At 66.3% G+C, this 19427-nt stretch carries 15 protein-coding genes; 8 read left to right on the top strand and 7 right to left on the bottom strand.

All coding sequences use genetic code 11. From position 1 onward, the window contains the following. Positions 1-183 precede the first annotated feature (183 nt). On the top strand, positions 184-1398 hold the full coding sequence (locus J2753_RS04010; protein ID WP_209490621.1) for an RNA-guided endonuclease InsQ/TnpB family protein: 1215 nt from the start codon (positions 184-186) through the stop codon (positions 1396-1398). Positions 1399-2226: 828 nt separating this feature from the next. On the opposite strand, the gene J2753_RS04005 is transcribed toward J2753_RS04010, so the two are convergent. From J2753_RS04005 to J2753_RS03995, 3 genes are all read right to left on the bottom strand, one after another. Next, the gene (locus tag J2753_RS04005) at positions 2227-3600 is read right to left on the bottom strand and encodes an ATP-binding protein (protein WP_209490620.1); all 1374 of its coding nucleotides are present in this window, start codon (positions 3598-3600) and stop codon (positions 2227-2229) included. Positions 3601-3670: 70 nt separating this feature from the next. Beyond that, positions 3671-4012, bottom strand: coding sequence for a hypothetical protein (locus tag J2753_RS04000; RefSeq protein ID WP_209490619.1), 342 nt, complete (start codon positions 4010-4012; stop codon positions 3671-3673). Positions 4013-4042: 30 nt separating this feature from the next. Beyond that, positions 4043-5050, bottom strand: a complete 1008-nt coding sequence (locus J2753_RS03995) for a glycosyltransferase family 39 protein (protein WP_209490618.1) — start codon at positions 5048-5050, stop codon at positions 4043-4045. A 1063-nt stretch (positions 5051-6113) separates the two neighbouring features. Here J2753_RS03995 and J2753_RS03990 point away from each other — a divergent pair. Together J2753_RS03990 and J2753_RS03985 are read left to right on the top strand one after the other, a co-directional pair. Continuing rightward, positions 6114-7292 (top strand): thiolase family protein, encoded by a 1179-nt coding sequence (locus J2753_RS03990; protein ID WP_209490617.1) that lies wholly within the window; start codon positions 6114-6116, stop codon positions 7290-7292. Positions 7293-7797: 505 nt separating this feature from the next. Next, a complete protein-coding gene (locus J2753_RS03985) occupies positions 7798-8706 on the top strand; it encodes an MBL fold metallo-hydrolase (protein WP_209490616.1) in 909 nt (302 codons plus the stop codon). 1 nt (position 8707) lies between these two features. Here the strand turns inward: J2753_RS03985 and J2753_RS03980 are convergent, their stop codons facing one another. Beyond that, entirely contained in the window at positions 8708-9064 is a 357-nt protein-coding gene (locus tag J2753_RS03980) for a hypothetical protein (protein WP_209490615.1), read from the bottom strand. 110 nt (positions 9065-9174) lie between these two features. Between J2753_RS03980 and J2753_RS03975 the strand changes: the two genes are divergently transcribed. The 4 genes from J2753_RS03975 (at position 9175) to serS (ending at position 15786) form a co-directional block, all read left to right on the top strand. Further along, complete coding sequence (locus J2753_RS03975; protein ID WP_209490614.1) at positions 9175-11244, top strand: AMP-dependent synthetase/ligase; 2070 nt, start codon at positions 9175-9177, stop codon at positions 11242-11244. A gap of 96 nt (positions 11245-11340) precedes the next feature. Next, entirely contained in the window at positions 11341-13215 is a 1875-nt protein-coding gene (locus J2753_RS03970; RefSeq protein WP_209490613.1) for a cation:proton antiporter domain-containing protein, read from the top strand. A 338-nt stretch (positions 13216-13553) separates the two neighbouring features. Continuing rightward, positions 13554-13943, top strand: coding sequence for a hypothetical protein (locus J2753_RS03965; protein ID WP_209490612.1), 390 nt, complete (start codon positions 13554-13556; stop codon positions 13941-13943). Positions 13944-14412: 469 nt separating this feature from the next. After that, complete coding sequence (gene serS, locus J2753_RS03960) at positions 14413-15786, top strand: serine--tRNA ligase (RefSeq protein ID WP_209490611.1); 1374 nt, start codon at positions 14413-14415, stop codon at positions 15784-15786. A 307-nt stretch (positions 15787-16093) separates the two neighbouring features. Here the strand turns inward: serS and J2753_RS03955 are convergent, their stop codons facing one another. Beyond that, entirely contained in the window at positions 16094-16432 is a 339-nt protein-coding gene (locus J2753_RS03955) for a nuclear transport factor 2 family protein (RefSeq protein ID WP_209490610.1), read from the bottom strand. Between the two features lie 78 nt (positions 16433-16510). On the opposite strand from J2753_RS03955, the gene J2753_RS03950 reads away from it, so the two are divergent. Continuing rightward, on the top strand, positions 16511-17008 hold the full coding sequence (locus J2753_RS03950) for a DUF367 family protein (protein ID WP_209490609.1): 498 nt from the start codon (positions 16511-16513) through the stop codon (positions 17006-17008). Between the two features lie 136 nt (positions 17009-17144). On the opposite strand, the gene J2753_RS03945 is transcribed toward J2753_RS03950, so the two are convergent. Together J2753_RS03945 and J2753_RS03940 are read right to left on the bottom strand one after the other, a co-directional pair. Continuing rightward, the gene (locus J2753_RS03945; RefSeq protein ID WP_209490608.1) at positions 17145-17936 is read right to left on the bottom strand and encodes a hypothetical protein; all 792 of its coding nucleotides are present in this window, start codon (positions 17934-17936) and stop codon (positions 17145-17147) included. Beyond that, positions 17929-19407 carry an MATE family efflux transporter gene (locus J2753_RS03940; protein WP_209490607.1) on the bottom strand — a complete coding sequence of 493 codons (1479 nt, stop codon included), beginning with the start codon at positions 19405-19407 and terminating at the stop codon, positions 17929-17931. Before J2753_RS03940 ends, J2753_RS03945 begins: the two co-directional genes overlap by 8 nt. Positions 19408-19427: the final 20 nt, after the last annotated feature.

The raw sequence follows: 19427 nt of genomic DNA, 5'->3' as shown, positions 1-19427 counted from the left end.
GACGGAACCTAGGGCTTTAGACGTTCACGGGATGCGAAGCGTCCCGTTAGCCAATCAGAATTCTTCGAGTTCTGATGACGTGAGAGGAAGCCGATACACTGGGCATCAAACCACCAGAATGCGATCATCCGACTCCACAATTCCAACATAGAATTTATGAATCTACCCCTATACATATGATGTATGGCGGAGGTGCGTCGAACGGTCATCGTCAAACTCGATATTGACGGCAGCGACGCAACTCTTCTCCACGAAACCGTTGAGGAGTACCTGTTGGCGTGCAATTACGTTGTTCAAGACGCATGGCAAGACGACTACAAGCCCACCTCGAAAACGGAACTCCACGACCGGACGTACTCTGACGTGCGCGAACAGACTCGACTCCAAGCGAACCTCGTGCAATCCGCACGCAACCGGGCCGCCGAAGCCATTAAAGGCGTCGTCGCCCGCTGGGAGAACGGCAAGGAGGCGTCGCAACCACACTTCACGACGCCCTCGGTGCACTACGACAAACGGAGTGCGACGTTCCACGACGACCGCGTATCCCTCTCCACGGTGAACGGACGTGTCGAAGCCGAGTACGCCCTGCCGCCCGAAGGCGACAACCCCCAGACCAAGTACCTCCGCAACGACGAGTACGAGGTAACAGGTGCGACGCTTCAGTACCGCGACGCGACGGATACGTTCTTTCTCCACATCGGCACAAAGGCCGAGGTGGAGTCGGAGATACCGGACGACGGTGACGCGGAGAACAGCACAGTCCTCGGCGTCGACCTCGGTATCGAACAGATCGCCATCACATCAACTGGACAGTTCTGGAGCGGTGGCTACTTGAATCACCGTCGCAGGGAGTACGAGCGGGTGCGTGGCGACCTACAGCAGACGGGAACGGAGTCGGCCCATCGAACGATTAAGCAGATGGGCGGCCGAGAGACACGGTGGGCAGAGGACTATCTCCACCGTATCTCGAAAGCCATCGTTCAGGAAGCTGTTGCGCACGAGTGCGACATGATCGCGTTTGAGGAATTGACGGACATCCGTGACCGGATGCCGGGCTCGAAAAAGTTCCATGCGTGGGCGTTCCGTCGACTCTACGACTACGTGGCGTACAAGGCCGAAGCGGAGGGTATCGAAACCACGCAGGTAGACCCGGCGTACACGTCCAAACGGTGCTCAAAGTGCGGGACGACGCTGGACGAGAACCGCCCGTCGCAAGAGAAGTTCTGCTGTCAGAAGTGTGGGTACGAGGTCAACGCAGACTACAACGCGGCGAAGAACATCGGATTTCGGCTACTCCGTGCGGGGCAAAAGTCTCCGCACGGAGGGGCGACACGTCACCTCGCCCTGAAGTCGGGGACGCTGAACGTGAACGGCGGCTACTCGCCTGCCGTCCAGTAGGGTCGGCCAGAACGGGAGTCCACCGACAAGCCCACCCCTTCAGGGATGGGTTGGTGACGTCCATGTTCTTGAGGTTAATAGCTTTCTAGTGAATCAATATTTTAGGGCTTCAGAACGTGATATTGGAGAAGCACCGCAACAGCGTATGAACCCATATACTGGACTCGCTATTGTGGATCCTGAGTCGAAAGTGCATGAGGTGTACCTATACCGACAGTTCTCCAGATCGAGGAGAGTCGTTGCGCTTCCCCCCGCTCGATGTTGAGTCCACTTCTGGCTGAGGGTCGGTATTCGTTTCGGCTATTGTGTCGCGAAATCGCTGTTAGGTAGCTACTGCGGACCTATAACTGACTGTGGTCAGTCACAACTTGATTTCAGGGTGAGAAGACTCGCTTTCATGAGTCCGGAGAGCATGAGGAACCAGCCTACGGAAGAGACGACGACAATTCGGATTATGTCTGGTCCATACCCACGTGTATCGAACGTATACCCTTCCAAGAAGAGAAGGAAGTCGCGGATGCCGTAGCCGACGAGTAAGGTCCCAACACCGAGAAGAACTCCATATACGACGAACAAACCTAAATTGTCATGACTAAACGGTCTTTCCCGGAGGGCATGTCGATTCACTTGTTTCAATCTATACGCCTTTATTCTGTTGGAATAGTTGATACACCCTCTGTATCTACCACCACCTCCACCACATCGAGCGGCGATCAGCACACCCACTCTTCGGTGAAGTTTTCTGTTCTCCCGAAAAACCGACGGGAGATTATCACCCTCAGCTCATTCTATGAGGAGGGAGAATCAAGGGCCGCAGACCACCTTCAGTTAGTCGTCTGACGCTTCTGTTTCGACTTCATGTTCGTGCGACCCGTCGTGAGAGTGGTCGTGCCCCTCGTTATCGGATTTATTACCGGAGCCGGGTGAGCCAGTCCAATTATCGAAATCGTCCATGTTCTTCAGGTTGTCTCGCTCCTCGAAGCCCTGGACTGCGCTCATCACGTCGTCCTGCGTGAGTTCGCGACGACCCTCGGTGAGGGCCTGCAGGACGGCCTCCCGGAGCACCATCCGGAGGTCAGAGCCCGTGAGCCCTTCCGTCGCTTCGGCGACCTCGTCGGGGTCGAACGCCGCCATCTGCATGTCCCGCGTGATGATGCGGAGGATGTCCTCGCGCATCTGGCGGTCGGGCTTGGGGAAGTTCACGACCTCGTCGAAGCGCCGCCAGGCGGCGGCGTCGAGCTGGTCGGGGTGGTTCGTGGCGGCGACGGTCAGCACCTCGTCGCGCACCAGCGAGATGTCGTCGATGCTCTTGAGGAGGGTGTTGACCGCGCGCTTGAGCGCGGCGTGCTCGTCGGACTTCCGGGTCTTGGCGACGGAGTCGAACTCGTCGATGAACAGGATACACGGCGAGAGTCGCTTGGCGACCTCGAACGTCTTCTCGACGTTCTTGGCCGTCTCGCCCAGATACTGGCTGGTGACCATCGAGAGTTTGACCTCGACGAAGGGGAGACCCAGTTCGTGGGCCAGCCCCCGGGAGATGGTGGTCTTCCCGGTGCCGGGCGGGCCGACGAAGAGGATCTTCCCGATCTCGCTCAGGCCGATGCTGGCGAGGTAGTCGCGGTTCTCGATGGCGGTGACGATCTTGTCGACCTCGTCGTTCTGGTCGTTGGTCAACACCAGGTCGTCCAGCGTGGTCTCGATCTCCTCGGGCGCGAGGATGTGGACCAGGTCCAGCATCTCCGCGTCCTCCTCCTCGTCGAAGTACTCGTCGAGCAGGGAGTCGATCCAGACGCGGTCGGCCTGAATGGGCTGGTTGTCCTCGCGGGCCCCCTCGCGGGTGACAGACACCGAGTCCTCGTTGCGGGCGGCGTGGGCCAGCGTGGGGTTGGCCGCGATGCGCTCGTCCTCGACGCGGTCGAGGTACCACTCGAGGGCCATATCCGGCTGGGTCAGCGAGATCTCGCCGGAGAACTCCGTGCGCTGGGTAAAGAGCAGATCCGAGACGGCGTCCCACGGGTGGTCGACGCCGGTGGCGGTTCGCGCGCGGTCCTGCGTGACCGCGAGCGGGCGTTCGATCGACCCGTCGGACCAGAACACCTGTCGGTAGCGGGGCGGCAGATCGCCCTCGTCCAGATCCTCCGCTTCCGTATAGGTGTGGGCGGTCAACAGGAACTCTACGACGTCGACAGCGGGGTCGCTCATCTGGATAATGTTGCCGGTCCAGTCGGTTAAGCACGTCGGAAACCGGGGTCGGGGGGCGAGATGAGGCGGCTCACCGCCCGCCGAACGGCCGGCAGTGACGGAGGATCGGCGCGAAGTACCAGCTGACCGTCGTGTACGTCTCGACGGCGAGCGCCGACAGCAAAACGGCGGCGACGCCCAGCCACGCCCAGCGCGGTTCGCTCGGGAGCACCTGCAACACGCTGAGCGCGCCGATACAGACCGCGAGTACGGGCGACGCCACTGGGTGGAGGTCGCCCCGATCCGTACCGTGGCGGTGGTACGTGACTAGCAGCCCGGCCGCGGTCACGATGCTCAGTGCGCCGTCGACGGGGTCGCTCAGAAACGCCATCGACGCCCCGCTGAGCCAGCGGTTCTCGGTTCGCCCATGCATTTCTGTCGCCGCGCTCCGTGATAGTTCTTCCTACGCATCACGAACAGAGCGTATCAACCGCTGTCCAGCCGCGACTCGTCGACGAACACCACCACCGCCTGTTCGTGGTAGAGGCCGAGGTCGTAGCGCGATCAGCCCAACCACCAGCGGGCGCGATGGCTCGCGGAGTTCCCGGCTGGAGGCGTAGCCGGCGCCGACGACGACCGGGAGCGCGCCCACCAGCAGCACGAACCAGAGCTTCCCGGCGTAGATCAGGTAGGAGTGGCTCCGGCCGCCGGTCCAGTGGCTCGACGCGAACGTCTCCCACGTGCCCGCGGTGGCACGCTCGACGAGCGCGAGCCAGCCGGCGTCGCCCGCCAGCGCGGCGCCCAGCGCCGGATCGCCGACGGGCCCGCGCGGCGCGAGGAAGAACACGACCGGCACGAGCGCCGCCAGCACGGCGAGCGGGACGGCCGGGAGGTGGTACCGGACTGCCTCGCCGGCGCGCGCGGTCGAGCGCCGGAGCGTCGACGCCGCTCGCGCCGTCGTTGCCGACCGTCGGCCGGCGACGACGGCGGGCCAGCCGACGGCGACGGCGGCGGCGCCAAGCGCGCAGGCGGCGTACAGCACGACGTTCTCCTTCGTCGGCACCGCCAGCCCGGCGAACAGCCCCGCGGCGACCACGTGGCGCCGACGCCCCGTCGCGAGCGCCCGGACCGCAAAGCCCAGCGCGAACAGCGCGAAGACGGCCAGGGGCACGTCCGAGCGCATGAACCGCGAGTAGTAGACGGACCCGGGCGTGACCGCGAGCAGGCCGGCGAGGACGACGCTCTCGGCGTCGTCGAGCAGCCGTCCGTCCCCGCCCGCCGGACGCCGGAACAGCAGCGCTGCCAGCGGCGCGAAGCCGCCGATGAGGGCCACCGGGAGGCGGGCGGCGAACGCCGTCGGGCCGAGGCGCTCGAACAGCGGCGCGACCAGGCGGAGGAGGAGGGAGAGCGCGGTGAGCGCCAGCACGGCCGCGACGGGCCGTCGACGCGCCCAGCGAACGGGATGGAACACGTCTGGGAGCGTTCATGGGGAGGGTAAGGCGCTTGGTCGCACCCGAGGGCTTCACGAAGAAGATTTCCACGAGATACCACACCCATCGGACATGACGAATAAAGAGCGGCAAAAGTATGGTGTGCGAACTCCTACTGAGGCTGAGAAGCGATCCATTGGGGGGCCCGAAGAGGAACCGAACGCAATCATTGAGAGGTATCCGATGACACTAGTAGCAGACAAACATCGTGAATAGCGCCTAAGGGCGGATAAAAACTGATTTTAATCAACAACCCGAACTCTCAGAATCCATCGGAATACTTATGCCGTTTTCACTCACCCTGACAATAATCGCATAACACCCGGAGCCCCGGTTGGGGACCGTCCGTGATTCTTTCTGGCTAGTTTCCGAGGACATAACCGTGATCTCATACGTACCGGGAGAGTCCATCCACGATTCTTCAATAAGTGGTGCAGGGTTTGATGACGTACCACTGTCAGGTGCGAGCGTGTAACTTCGGTCCAGCATTTCCTCGCCATCCTTCGCTACCCGAAGATGGACCGTAACCTCCCGTTCAACGAGTGATTGAAGACTAATGTCATCTATACGTGCAGTAGTGGTACTAGTGGATAGGCATCCGGCCACCCCGACTGCCGACATTGCGATCCCCGCAAGCACCTCCCGCCTGTTCAGCATAATTTCTCTAAAATGCAAAAAACAATAAATCCGTCGTGTCGTTTGCACCGTAAGAGACACGCCAAATCGGCGCAAGGCGATATTGACTGATTGTGATGGTCCTTAACGATATATGTGTATCTGCGGGCACATCCTTAGATCCCGTCAATCCATGTGATGTATCCTATCTTAGCCCTTAGAGGCCGTAGCATACATCGTACGTCTTTTACTGTATTTCGTTGAGGAGGTTCTTCCCTCAATCCCACTTGCTCAACTGGATTCTAACCGTGGATACGACGGAAGGTCGAGGAACTAGGCGATTGTTTAATGGCCTCATCGTCTTTGAACCCTCGACCACGGCCCCCGCGTTCGGTCGGATTTATGCCGTCGCCGCCCCACGCGAGCGGTATGTCGACACCAGTCGTCGTGCACGCGCGTCGGACCCCGCAGGGCAAGGAAGACGGCGTCTTCGCCGACACCCGAAGCGAGGACCTCTCGGTGCCGCTGATCGAGGACGCGCTTGACACCACCGGCGTCGACGCCGACGCCGTCGACGACCTGATGTGGGGCGTCGCCCAGCAGCGCGGCGAACAGGACAACAACGTCGCCCGCGTCATCGCCCTGCTCTCCTCGCTGGGCGAGGGGACGCCGGCGACGACCATTAACCGCTGGTGCGCGTCGTCGATGCAGGCGGTCATCTCCGCGGCCGACGCCGTCGCCGCGGGCAACCGCGACTGCATCGTCGCCGGCGGCGTCGAGAACATGAGCCGGGTGCCGATGGACGGCGACTCCTACGAGCATCTCCACCCCGAGCTCTCGGAGCAGTACAACCTCTTCCAGCTACAGATGGGGATGACCGCCGAGAAGGTCGCCGGGGAGTACGACGTGAGCCGCCAGGCGCAGGACGCGTACGCCGCTCGGAGTCAGCAGCGCGCGACCGAGGCGACGGAGTCGGGCCGTTTCGACGACGAGATCCTCCCCATCGAGACGGGGAGTGCGCCGGAGGCGGACTCCGAAGACGGCGAAGTCGTCGACGACGGCGTCGTCGAGGAGGACGAGGGGATCCGTCCCGGCACGACCGCGGAGAAGCTTGCGGACCTCCCGCCGGCCTTTACGGGCGACGGGACGGTGACCGCGGGCAACTCCAGCCAGATTTCCGACGGCGCGTCGCTGGTGATGGTCACCTCCCGGGAGTTCGCCGAGGAGCACGGGCTGGACGTGATGGCCGAGGTCGGCACGAACGCGGTCGCCGGCGTCGACCCGACGGTGATGGGGATCGGGCCTGTGCCGGCGACGAAGGAGCTGCTGGAGCGCGCCGGGACGGAGATCGAGGACTACGACCTCGTCGAGCTGAACGAGGCGTTCGCTTCCCAGTGTGTGTACGCACAGGAGGAACTGGGGATCCCGGACGAGCAGTTCAACGTCAACGGCGGCGCGATTGCGCTGGGGCACCCGCTAGGCGCGAGTGGGGCCCGGTTGCCCGTGACGTTGCTCCACGAGATGGAGAAGCGCGGGGATTCGCGGGGGCTGGCGACGCTCTGTGTCGGGTTCGGGCAGGGCGCCGCGATTGAGTTCTTGATGGAGTAGGCGGTTAGTGGGGTTTTGGGGTGTGAGCTGATTTTCGGGTGGATTTGTGACGGCGACCGCGAACAGCATCTCTATCGTTGACCACTTGTACCGCACCGCTGACCGCTCAGCGGCCTCACGCCTCCCCAACCGACTCGCTCGGACTTAACCCTCGCTCGTCCTCCGAGGGAGCTTCGCTCCCTCGTGGTCCCACTCGCTTCGCTCGCGGGACCCTCGCGCTCGGTCCGCGCACGGAGGCGCGGACGCTTCGCGCGCCACCGCTGCCGCGGTGTGGTGGACGCCTCGCGCTCGCGCCTGCCGCGAGCGCGGGGGAGGGGTGGGGAATCGGTGCTGCGCTGGGCCTCGTGCCCAGCGCCCTGCGGTCTCTCAGTTGCCAACGAACGAGATGCTGTTGCGGTCGCAGTAGCCGTCGGTGTCCATCTCTGAAACAGATCCACCACGACAACCCACCAATCATCTTCACCGGAACCGAACCGGCTTTCCCCACACCGACCCACCCGACCCCATGGCCATCGGCGACGTTCAGGCGGTCGAAGACACGACAGACGTTCACTACGTCGACACCGGGATGTACGGCACCGCCGAGTACGGCTCGGTGTACATCATCGACGGCGAGCGCCCTGCCGTCGTCGACTCCGGCACCGGCGGCGACTACGACGCCATCGCCGACGCGTTGGCGGAACTGGGCATCGACTCCCTCGACGCCGTCGTCCTCACCCACGTCCACCTCGACCACGCGGGCGGCGCCGGCCGCCTGCTTTCGGACCACCCCGACGCGCAGGCGTACATCCACGAGCGCGGCGCGCGACACCTGCTCGACCCCGAGCGCCTCGTCGCCGGCACCAAGGACGCCGTCGGCGAGCAGTGGTCCTACTACGCCGACCCGGTTCCGGCACCGGCGGAGCGCGTGGTCCGCCTCGCGGACGGCGACGAGGTGGATCTCGGCGACCACACGCTCGTCGCCCACGAGGCGCCGGGACATGCCCCCCATCAGCACGTGTTCCACGATCCGGGCGAGGGGATCGTCTACACCGGCGACGCCGCGGGGCTGTACATCCCCGCGGTCGACACGATTCGGGAGACCAGTCCGCCGCCGCAGTTCGACCTGGATCAGGCGCGCCGGGACGTCTCCACCATCGTGGATCTGGAGCCGGAGACGCTGGCGTTCGCGCATTTCGGCCCGCGGGCGTTCGACGCCGAGAAGCTCTCGGGCTACAAGCGCACGCTGGTCGAGTGGGTCGAGGCAGTCCGGCAGAAGCGCGCGGCGTTGGGCGACGACGAGGTGGTGATCGAGCACTTCGTTGACCACGCCGACGAGTCCGCGGGCGCGGACGTGTGGGGCGAGGAGAAAGCCGAGGCGGAGATGCGACTGAACGTGCGGGGGGTACTGGCATATCTGGATCAGCAGGAGTGAGTCACTGTAGGTACTTCGTGTGGACGCGGAGGATCTCTCCCTCGTACCGGAGATAGTGGCTGTCGTCGTGGCGCGGTGCCGCCGATAGCTGGTCTTCTACTTCCGCCATCTCCGAACGGGGCAGCTCACGGCTCGCCCGCTGGTCTCGCTCGACCGCCTCGGCGAGCAGTTCGTCGAGGCCGTTGCTGGACGGCTCGATAGTTGCAGCGTCGACGACGGTGGCGTTCTCCGGAACCCCGTCGGCGTCGAGAGGCTCGGCGATCACGTAGCCCGGCCGGGCAACGGTGTGCGTTCCCGAGAGCGAGCTACAGCCGGCGAGCACGAGGAGGACCGCGAGCACGAGGGCGCGGGTTCCCACGGGCGCCAGTTCCGCCGCGTGTCACAAACCGCTTCCCGCCCCGATCAACCCCGAACAACACCCCCGGGGTGTACGGAACTTTATGGTCGTTCCCGACGGATCCCGGGCCTATGGATATCCGGGAGGCCGAGCGGGGGTTCGACCACCCCGTCATCGACGACGACACGCTGCCGGCGATGTTCGAGGCCAGCGCCGAGCGCAACGAGGGGAGCGTCGCACAGCGCTACAAGGGCGACATCCACGACCGCTCGCTGGTCGCCGAGGGGGTGATCCCCGCGGCGCCCGACGGCGAGTTCGCCGACCTGCGCTACGAACGGACCCGCGACATCGTCCGCCATCTCGCGGCGGGTTTTCGCGATCTGGGCGTCGAGGCCGGCGACCGGGTGGGCCTGTTCGCCGACACCCGGCTGGAGTGGGCTCAGTGTGACTTCGGCGTGCTCGCGGCCGGGGGCGTCGTCACCACCGTCTACAGCGGTTCCTCCGAGGAACAGACCGAGTATCTGCTGGGCGATGCGGGCGCCGACGGCGTCGTCGTCGAGAACGGCGACCTGCTGCGCAAAGTGTTGAACGTCGAGGACGAACTCGACCTCTCGTTCGTCATCGTGATGGACGAACCCGCCGACGGCAGCGGCGCCGCGGCGGCCGTCCGGGACCGCGACGACGTGTTCACGCTGGGCCAACTCCACGAGCGCGGCGCCGAAGCGTTCGACGAGGAAACCTACGAGGGGTGGCTCGACGAGCGCGCGCCCGAGGACCTGGCGAGTCTGGTGTACACCTCCGGCACCACCGGCCAGCCGAAGGGGGTGGAGCTCAGCCACCGCAACTTCCGGTCGAACGTGAACCAGTGTTTCCGGCGGTTCGGCCCCCGACCCGACCGCGACCCCGAGATGCCGACCACCGACGGCGACACGGTGGCGCTCTCCTTTCTCCCGCTTGCCCACGTGTTCGAGCGATTGGCGGGCCACTTTCTCCTGTTCGCCGCGGGGGCGTCGGTGGCCTATGCCGAAAGCGCCGATACGCTGCGGGAGGACTTCCAACTGGTCAACCCTACCACCGTCACCAGCGTCCCGCGCGTGTACGAGAAACTCTACGCCGCCGTGCGCGAGCAGGCCAGCGAGTCACCCATCAGCCAGCGCATCTTCGAGTGGGCCGTCGACGTCGCCCGCGAGCACGAACGCGCGGAGAGCCCCGGCGCCCTGCTCTCGGCGAAACACGACATCGCCGATCGGCTGGTCTACTCCAGCGTACGCGAGGCGCTCGGGGACAACATCGACTTCTTCGTCTCCGGCGGCGGCAGCCTCTCGGAGGGGCTCTGCCGGCTGTTCCACGGGATGGGGATCCCGATCCTCGAGGGGTACGGACTGACGGAAACGTCGCCGGTGCTCAGCGTCAACCCCATCGAGGACCCCAAACCGGGCACTATTGGCCCGCCGGTGGTCGACGTGGAGACGAACCTCGACGAGTCCGTCGGCGTCGTCGGCGAGGAGGTCGAGGGCGAGACGGGCGAACTGCTCGTCCGCGGGCCGAACGTCACCGACGGCTACTGGGGCAAGCCCGAGGCGACCGAGAAGGCGTTCGTCGACGCCGACGAGCTGCGCCCGTCTGGCAGCGAGGGACACCGTCCCTCGAGCAACCGGAAGCCGTCGGCTTCCGGTGACAGTCAGACGCAGTCTGACGAGAGCGACGACGGCGGGGAGCCGTGGTTCCGGACCGGCGACGTGGTCGAGATCCGGCCGGACGGCTACATCGCGTTCCGGGAGCGGGCGAAACAGCTACTCAAACTCTCGACGGGGAAGATGGTCCCGCCGGGCCCCCTCGAGGACGCGTTCGCCGAGAACGAACTGATCGAGCAGGTGATGGTGATCGGCGACGCCCGGAAGTTCGTGAGCGCGCTGCTCGTGCCCGACTTCGAGGCGGTGCGTGCGTGGGGTGAGTCCGACGGGCTGGACCTGCCCGACAGCGACGCCGAACTCTGCCACGACGACCGCGTGCGCGACCGCCTCCAGCGTGAGGTCGAGCGGATCAACGAGGCCTTCGAGAGCCACGAGCGGATCAAGCAGTTCAAACTGGTCGAGGAGGCGTTCACCCCCGAGAACGACCTGCTGACGCCGACGATGAAGAAGAAGCGTCGCAAGATCCTCGACCGCTGGGCCGACGAGATCGAGGACCTGTACGAATGACGGATCCGGCGTGGCACAGTAGCCACGTTTAAGCGACCCCGACCGGAACTTATCCGTGTGCAGGCGAATCGACAGTCAGCGGTCGGAGGGTCCTAGATGGCCGGCGCCGAATCAGCGGTGCTGATCGCGCTCGTCGCCGGCATCATCGGCGTCGGCGTCGTCGCGCAGGTACTCTCGGATCGCTTCCAGATCCCGAGCATCGTGTTCCTGATCGCCGCGGGCATCCTGCTCGGGCCCGAAGTAGCGGGGGTGCTCAACCCGGACGAGTTCGGCACGGCGCTGCCGGCCATCGTCGGCCTCTCGGTCGCGATCATCGTCTTCGAGGGGGCGTTCCACCTCCGCATCGAGGAGCTACGCGAGGCGCCAAAGACCGTGTTCCGGCTGGTCACGGTCGGCGCGCTGATCGCGTTCGTGGGCACGTCCGTGGCCGTCCACCTGTTCCTCGGCGTGGGCTGGCTGGTCTCCATGCTCGTCGGCTCGCTACTGGTGGCGACGGGGCCGACCGTGATCGCGCCGATCCTCGACATCGTTCCGGTCCGGGACCGAGTCGGGATCGCACTCGATACGGAGGGGATCGTCAACGACGTGACCGCCGCCATCACCGCGGTGGTCATCTTCAACATCATCACCACCGACGCGTCCGGCGCCGGCGCCCTGATTCGGCTGTTCGCCGAGCGGCTTGGCTACGGCCTGCTGGTCGGGATGTTGGTCGCCGGCTTGCTCTACTACCTCCTCCAGTACGTCGACCTCTCGCCGGGGAACGCCCCCCGGAACGCGCGGCTGCTGGTGCTCGCGGGCGCGCTCGTGGCCTACGCGGCCGCGAACTACCTCGCCAGCGAGTCCGGCGTCGCCGCCGTCGCCGTCGCGGGCATGCTGCTTGGCAACGCCGACGTGCCCTACGAGGAGGACATTGCGGCGTTCAAAGGCGACGTGACGCTGGTGGTGCTTTCGTTCGTGTTCATCATGCTGGCGGCGCTGCTGGACTTCGACGTGCTGCTCGACCTCGGCGTCGCCGGTATCGGCATCGTCGTCGTCGTCGCGCTGGTGCTCCGGCCGCTGCTGGTGTTCGTCTCCAGCGTCGGCGACCGGTTCACCCGGGGGGAGAAGCTGTTCATGAGCGTCGTCGGCCCGCGCGGGATCATCCCGGCCTCGGTGGCGACGCTGTTCGCCATCGAACTCCGGAGCCCGGAGATCGGGATGCCCGAGGCCGCCGACGTGCTCGTCGGCACCGTCTTCCTGACCATCCTACTGACCGTCGTGTTCGAGGCGGGGCTGGCCCGCCGGATTGCGGAGAAACTCAACATCATACCTATGCGAGTCATCACCGTCGGAGGCGGGGACGTGGGCCGAGAGCTTGCGACCCGCCTCGAAGACCGAGGCGAGGACGTCGTCATCGTGGAGAAAGACCAAGACCGGATCCAGCGGGCCCGCGACGCGGGCTTTACGGTCCACGCCGGCGACGGCACCGAGACCGAGGTGCTGCGCTCTGCCGGTGCGGATAACGCGAAGTTCGTCATCGCCGCCACCGGCGACGACGACGCGAACCTGCTGATCTCGCAGCTCTCCCAGTCGAAGTTCGACCCCGAGGAAGTGATCACGCGGACGAACAACCCCGAAAACGTCGACGCCTTCGAGGAACTGGGTGTCACCACCATCTCCTCGGCGATGGCCACCGCGCAGGCGATGGACAACCACATCGAGCGCCCCGCGCTGGCCAACTGGATGCGCGGCATCGGCGAGTCCGGCGACGTCCAGGAGATCGAGGTCACTGCCGACGTGCTGGTCGGCCAGACGGTGCGCGATATCGGCCCCGAACTCCCGGAGGGCTGCCTGATCGGGCTGGTCTGTCGCGACGAGGAGTCGTTCGTCCCCGAGGCGGACTACACGCTCCAGCGTGGCGACCGCATCACGTTCATCGGGCGCAAGGAGGCGGTCCGCGAGGCGATGACGTGGGCCCACCCCGAGGAGTAGCGAGGTGGGGAAACTCCCCGGAGTACCCACGAACGAAGTGAGTGGGTGCACGTCGGGGCTTGCCCCGACGGAGGGGAGGCAAACCGCCTCGAACCGAACGGCGAGCAAAGCGAGCCGTGAGGAACGAATCCGGTACCCCCCGGCGACGAGGGACGCTGAGTTTTCAGTTTTCCACGAGACTGAGGCTCGCGGGTCACTTCGTTCCCGGTTACACGCGGGACCGCTGGTCCCGCCCTGCTCGCGTAACGAGGCTGTTTGCCGTCGCGCCAACGGCGCGACGTTTTCCAGCCTCGCCCGCGACGGCAACCGTTTTCTCCGCTGAACCCCGACCCTCGGTGATGGCGCCCTCACGCCGCGCGTTCCTGCCCCTCCCGCTGCTCGCGCTCGCTGGCTGTAGCTCCCTGACCAACGACGCGGTCGAACTGGCAATCGAGAACCGCAGCGGCGGGGAGCAGCGAGTCACCGCCACTGCGACGCCGGTCGCCGAGTACGACCCCGATAATCCGCCGGAGCCTGATTTCGAGGGGACGGTGCCGCCCGGATCGCGGCAGTTCGCCAACGATGTCGCCCCGTCGCCGGAGGCGGGTGAGTCGCCGATCCCCGTTCGCGTGCACGTCGTCGCCGGCCCGTACGAACTCGTCGAACAGGTCGACGTGACCGGGCCCGGGACCATCGACGTGCGAATCACCCGAAACGGGCTGGAGGTCTTTTTCGCCCCCCACGATTGATTCTCCGCTGTTTATTGGGGTTTAGACTGGTACAGCGGCGGCAACAGCATCTCGATGCTTGACTACTTGTACCGCACCACTGACGGCTCAGCGGCCTCAAGCCTCCCCAGCCGACTCGCTCGGGCTTAACCCTCGCTCGTCCCTCGCGCTGAGGCGCGACACGAGGTCGCGCCCGCTTCGCGCCCCGCGGTTGTGGTGCGGATGCGGTGGACGCCTCGCGCTCGCCAGCGGTCGGCGAGCGCGAGGGGAGGGGTGGGGACTCGGCGCTGTGCCGGGCCTTGTGCCCGGCACCCTGCGGTCCCAGAGGTCATGGGAACTCCGCGGTGCTGTTCGCCGTCGCGGAAGCTGTTCCAGCGTTCGAGCTGCTGCCGCAACAAAGACACCCCTCGAAAGGGAACGCGCACACTCATTCCGCAACCCATTCCCACGGACCCGACACGGTTTTCCCGAGCCACCGAGAACCCCGCCCATGATCAGCCGACAGACCCTCCGAGAGGAGCCAGAGCGCGTCCGGGACGCGCTCGACGCCAAGGGCGTCGAGGACGTGGACCTCGACGAGATCCTCGAGATCTACGACGAGTGGCGCGACCTGAAAGGCGAAGGCGACGAACTCCGCCACGAGCGCAACGAAGTCAGCCGGACCATCGGCGAACTCAAACGTGAAGGCAAGGACGAGGAGGCCCAAGAGGCTATCGAGCGCTCGAGCGAACTCAAAGAGCGCCTGCAGGAAGTCGAGGCGCGCGCCGACGAACTCGAAGCCGAACTCGAGGAGCGCATGATGCAGATCCCGATGCTCCCTGACGACGACGTGCCCCGGGGGGCAGACGAGAGCGAGAACGTCGAGCGCCGGCGCGAGGGGTTCGACGACCTGCGCGCCCTTCCTGACGACGTCACGCCCCACTACGACCTCGGCGAGGAACTGGACATCCTCGACTTCGAGCGCGGCGCGAAGGTCAGCGGCGGCGGCTACTACTTCGCCAAGGGCGAGGGCGCGCGCCTCGAGCACGCGCTGACTCAGTTCTTCCTCGAGACCCACCGCGAGCAGGGCTACGTCGACGTGTTCCCGCCGATCCCGGTCAACAGCCGGTCGATGGAGGGCACCGGCCAGTTCCCGAAGTTCACCGAGGACGCCTACCGACTCGAGGGGAGTCACGACGAACCATACGACGACGACGACCTGTGGCTGCTCCCGACCGCGGAGGTCCCCGTCACGAACCTCCACCGCGACGAGATCCTGCTCGACGACGACCTGCCGCTGAAGTATCAGGCCTACTCGCCGAACTTCCGGCAGGAGGCCGGCGAGCACGGCACCGAGACCCGCGGCATCGTCCGGGTCCACCAGTTCAACAAGGTCGAGATGGTGAACTTCGTCCGGCCCGAGGAGAGCGACGAGCGCTTCGAGGGGCTGGTCTCGGAGGCCGAATCAGTGCTGCAGGCGCTGGGGCTCCCCTACCGCATCCTCGAGATGTGTACGGGCGATCTGGGCTTCACGCAGGCCAAGAAGTACGACATCGAGGTCTGGGCGCCCGGCGACGACATGGAAGAGGGCCCCGAGCAGGGCGGCCGCTGGCTCGAAGTCTCGTCGGTGTCGAACTTCCGGGAGTTCCAGGCCCGGCGGGCGGGCATCCAGTACCGCCCCGAGCAGCACGAATCGGCGGAGTACCTCCACACGCTCAACGGCTCGGGCGTCGCCGTCCCGCGCGTGCTGGTGGCGATTCTGGAGTACTACCAGAACGAGGACGCCACCGTCGACGTGCCCGAACCGCTTCAGCCCTACATGGGCGGGCAGGAGGTCGTCGAGGGCCGCGAGGCCGTTGGGGAGACGGCCGTCGGCGACGAGTAGCGCGAGGTCGGAAAGCGCCGCGTCTCCGACGCGGCGGCAAACCGCCTCGGTTAACGAGCGGGGAACGAAGTGATCCGCGAGTAGCGCGAGGTGGGAAAGCGTCGCGTCTCCGGCGCGGCGGCAAACCGCCTCGGTTAACGAGCGGGGAACGAAGTGACCCGCGAGTAGCGCGAGGTGGGAAAGCGTCGCGCCGCTGGTGAGACGACCCGACGGTCGTCGCTGGTCACGCGCCGTGGCTCAGTTCCTCGAGCCACGGCATCCGCTCCGTGCGCCGACCCGACGGTCGTCGCTGGTCACGCGCCGTGGCTCAGTTCGTGAACGTTCGCAGATCCACAATCGTCCCGTCCTCGACCGTGAACAGATCGACGAACGCGAACAGCTCCTCGCCGTCGTCGCCGAACAGCCGGCCGTGGGCCGCGACCTCGGACTGGTCGCCGTCCTCCGGGACGAACAGCGTGTCGACGGCGTGAACGGTGTCGGTCCGGGGCCGTTCGGTCAGCATGAACTCGACGAACCGCTCGCGGCCGTCGATGGTCCGGTCCGGGCGGTCGTGGCGGAACCCCGAATCGAGCACGTCTCGGAGGGCGTCGCCGTCCGCGGCGTCGATGGCCTCGTAGTAGCGCTCGACTGACTCGGTGTGGCCCATATCGACTGGTGGGCCAGCGAGGCCAAGAAGCCGGTGGCTCTCCGGGGGGCATATGCCGCTCGGGCGCCCAGCGCGGGTGTGGACCTGCACGTTCGCTACGAGGGCGATGACGACCCCGAGAAGTGTACCGCCCGGAAGCTCTCGCGGTTCGACCTCGCGGAACTGCACCGCTCGGACCGCGCGACACCCTACGGGGTCGTGCTCAACCCCCACGCCGAGCGCGCGCTCTCGCCCGCGGACCGCGAAGCCGCCGAGCGCGCGCTGGTCGCGCTCGACTGCTCGTGGGAGTCCGCCGGCGAGAAGCAGTTCACCATCGACGGCGACCACCGCGCACTCCCGTATCTCGTCGCCGCCAACCCCGTGAACTTCGGCCGGCCGATGGAGCTAACGACCGTTGAGGCGTTCGCCGCCGCGCTCGTGATCCTCGGCGAGAACGAACAGGCCGAGCAGATCCTGGCGAAGTTCACCTGGGGCGAGACGTTCCTCGAACTCAACGAGGAGCCGCTCAGACGCTACAGCGAGTGTGCGGACTCCAGCGAGGTCGTCGCGATCCAGCAGGAGTATCTGGACCGATAAACCGCTCAGAGCGATAGAGAACCAGCGACAGCGCCTGACACACAGCCGAGAGAGCCCGCAGTCACGACTCCCTGCCGCCTAGCCGGGTCGTCGTTCTCGTTCCACGCGGCTGCCCGGGGTGTGGACTCGACCGGCGTCAGCGATCGCCGCGTCCGAGCGCCGCCGTCCGCAGCGCGGCGGCGTCGGCGTCCGGCCCGAGCCGAGTCAGGGCGCGCTCGGCGGCCGCCCGCTCCCGCGTCGCGTACCGGCGGAGCCGTCGCTCGTCACTCGGCGTGGGAAGCACCGTCGGCGTCCCGCCGTCCTGCCCTGGCGACTCGACCCGACGAGCGATGCTGGCGCCCCGTCCTGCCCTCACGAGCCGGGCCCGTCGCTGTCCGTCGACGCCGGCGAGCGTGGTGCCGAGGCGGGCCGCGCCCGCCCCTAGCGCTCCGGCGGTGTCGGCGAGCACGTCGCGAGCGTCCGGCCGCTCGTCGCCGACGCCGAACGCGCCGGTGACGGACTCCGAGACCGATGCGATTGTCTCGACGGCGTCGTCGAGGTCCGGATGTGAGAGGTCGCTCAACGTCGCGTAGGCTGCCGCGTTGAGGTAGTCGCCGGCCAGTAGCGCTTCGCGCGGCGCCCGCGTGAACGAGTGGGCCACCGTCTCGTTCAGCTGAACCAGTAGCTCGCTCCGGAGGCGGGCGTAGCCCTCGAGTAGTTCCATCGCGGTCGCCGCCGGAAGCACTCGCTCCGGCGCCGGGACGGCGGCGACCGCGTCGTGAACGAGGGCGAGCAGTTGCCCGTACCACCGGTCCGGACTCTCCCGCACGACCGTCCGTGCCAGCGCCAGCCCGTCCTCCTCGACGGTGTCGAGCGCCGCCTCGACCCTGTGATCGAGCGCCACGCGGCGCGGGCCACAGACGACCGGCCGGTCCGTCCGCTCAGTCATCGGTCGCCACCTCGACGCCGGTATCGATGTCGACGCTCTCCTCGGTGAGGTCCGACTCACGCCAGGTCCCGCGCTTGTACAACGCGTAGGCGATCGCCGCGCCGAGAACGTTCGAGACGGCAAAGGAGAGCCAGATCCCCGTCTCGCCCAGCGGCTCGGCGGTGATCCACGCGATGGGGAAGCGGATCACGCCGAGGGTCAGCACCGAGATGGCCGCCGCAGTGAGCGTCTTGCCGGCGCCGCGGAAGCTCCCGGTGTAGGCGCGCATGATCCCGATGAAGCCGAACGTCAGCGCGACGATCCGGAGGAACTGTGCGCCCACCTGGATCACCTGGGCAGCGTCAGCCTGGTCGGCGCCGACGAACACCGAGACGATCGGCTCGGGGAAGACGAACACGACGACGCCGGCGATCGAGAGCACGCCGAACAGTACTTTCGCGGCGAGCCCCGCGGCCTGTTCGGCGCGCTCGGGCTTGCCGGCGCCCATGTTCTGGCCGGTCATCGTCTCGACGCCGCGTGCGACCGCGATGGCCGGCAGGAAGACGACCGAGAACACCCGCGTCCCGATCCCGTACGCCGCGACGACGGGATCCGAGAACGAGGCGACGATGAACAGCAGGAGGTTCATCGAGAGCGCGCGGCCCGTCCCCTCGATGGAGGCGGGGATCCCGATCCGGACCAGCCGACGGAGGTAGCTCAGGTCCGGTGCCATGTCCCGGAAGTTGATCTCGACGCCGCGGTTCCCGCGGAACATGATCGCCAGCCCCACCGCGAGCGCGAGGCTGCGGGAGAACACCGTGGCGATGGCGGCGCCCTGGATCCCCATCTCGGGGAACGTGATCGTCCCGAGCAGGGGCGCGCCCTCGACGAGCGTCCAGCCGTTGATCAGGAACGGGTCGATGGCGATGTTGAGCACGACCGAGCCGAACATCACGAGCATCGGCGTGATCGTGTCGCCGTAGCCCCGCATCAGCGCGATGAACACCGAGAAGCCGAACATGAACACGAGGCCGACGGCGACGACCTCCATGTACTGGGTCGCCAGCGGCAACACGTCCTCGGAGGCGCCCATCAGCCGCAGGAACTCCTCGACGAAGAAGAAGCCGACCCCCCCGAGCAGGGCCGACGCGATCACTGCGAACGTGACTGTCTGGCTGGCTGCGTACTCGGCCTCGCGGTCCTTGCCCGCGCCGGTGTACTGCGCGACCAGCACGCTGCCCGCGACGGAGATACCCATCCCCAGCGAGATGAGCAGGAACACCATCGGGAACGCGAAGCTGATGGCCGCCAGCGCGTCGGTGCTGTACTGGCCCAGCCAGAACGTGTCCGCGAGGTTGTAGGCGGTCTGGAACAGGTTCGTGACGACGATCGGCATCGAGAGGAAAAAGAGGGGCTTCCCGATGCCGCCGGAAGTGAGGTTGAACTCCTCTTTCCCCTTGAACAGGGCACCGAGACGGCTTCGCACGCCCATCAGTCGCCCACCCCGGCGCC

The sequence above is a fragment of the Halolamina salifodinae genome (genome assembly GCF_017874235.1).
In the GTDB taxonomy this organism is placed as follows: domain Archaea; phylum Halobacteriota; class Halobacteria; order Halobacteriales; family Haloferacaceae; genus Halolamina; species Halolamina salifodinae.
This window is presented reverse-complemented; position numbering and strand designations above follow the sequence as displayed.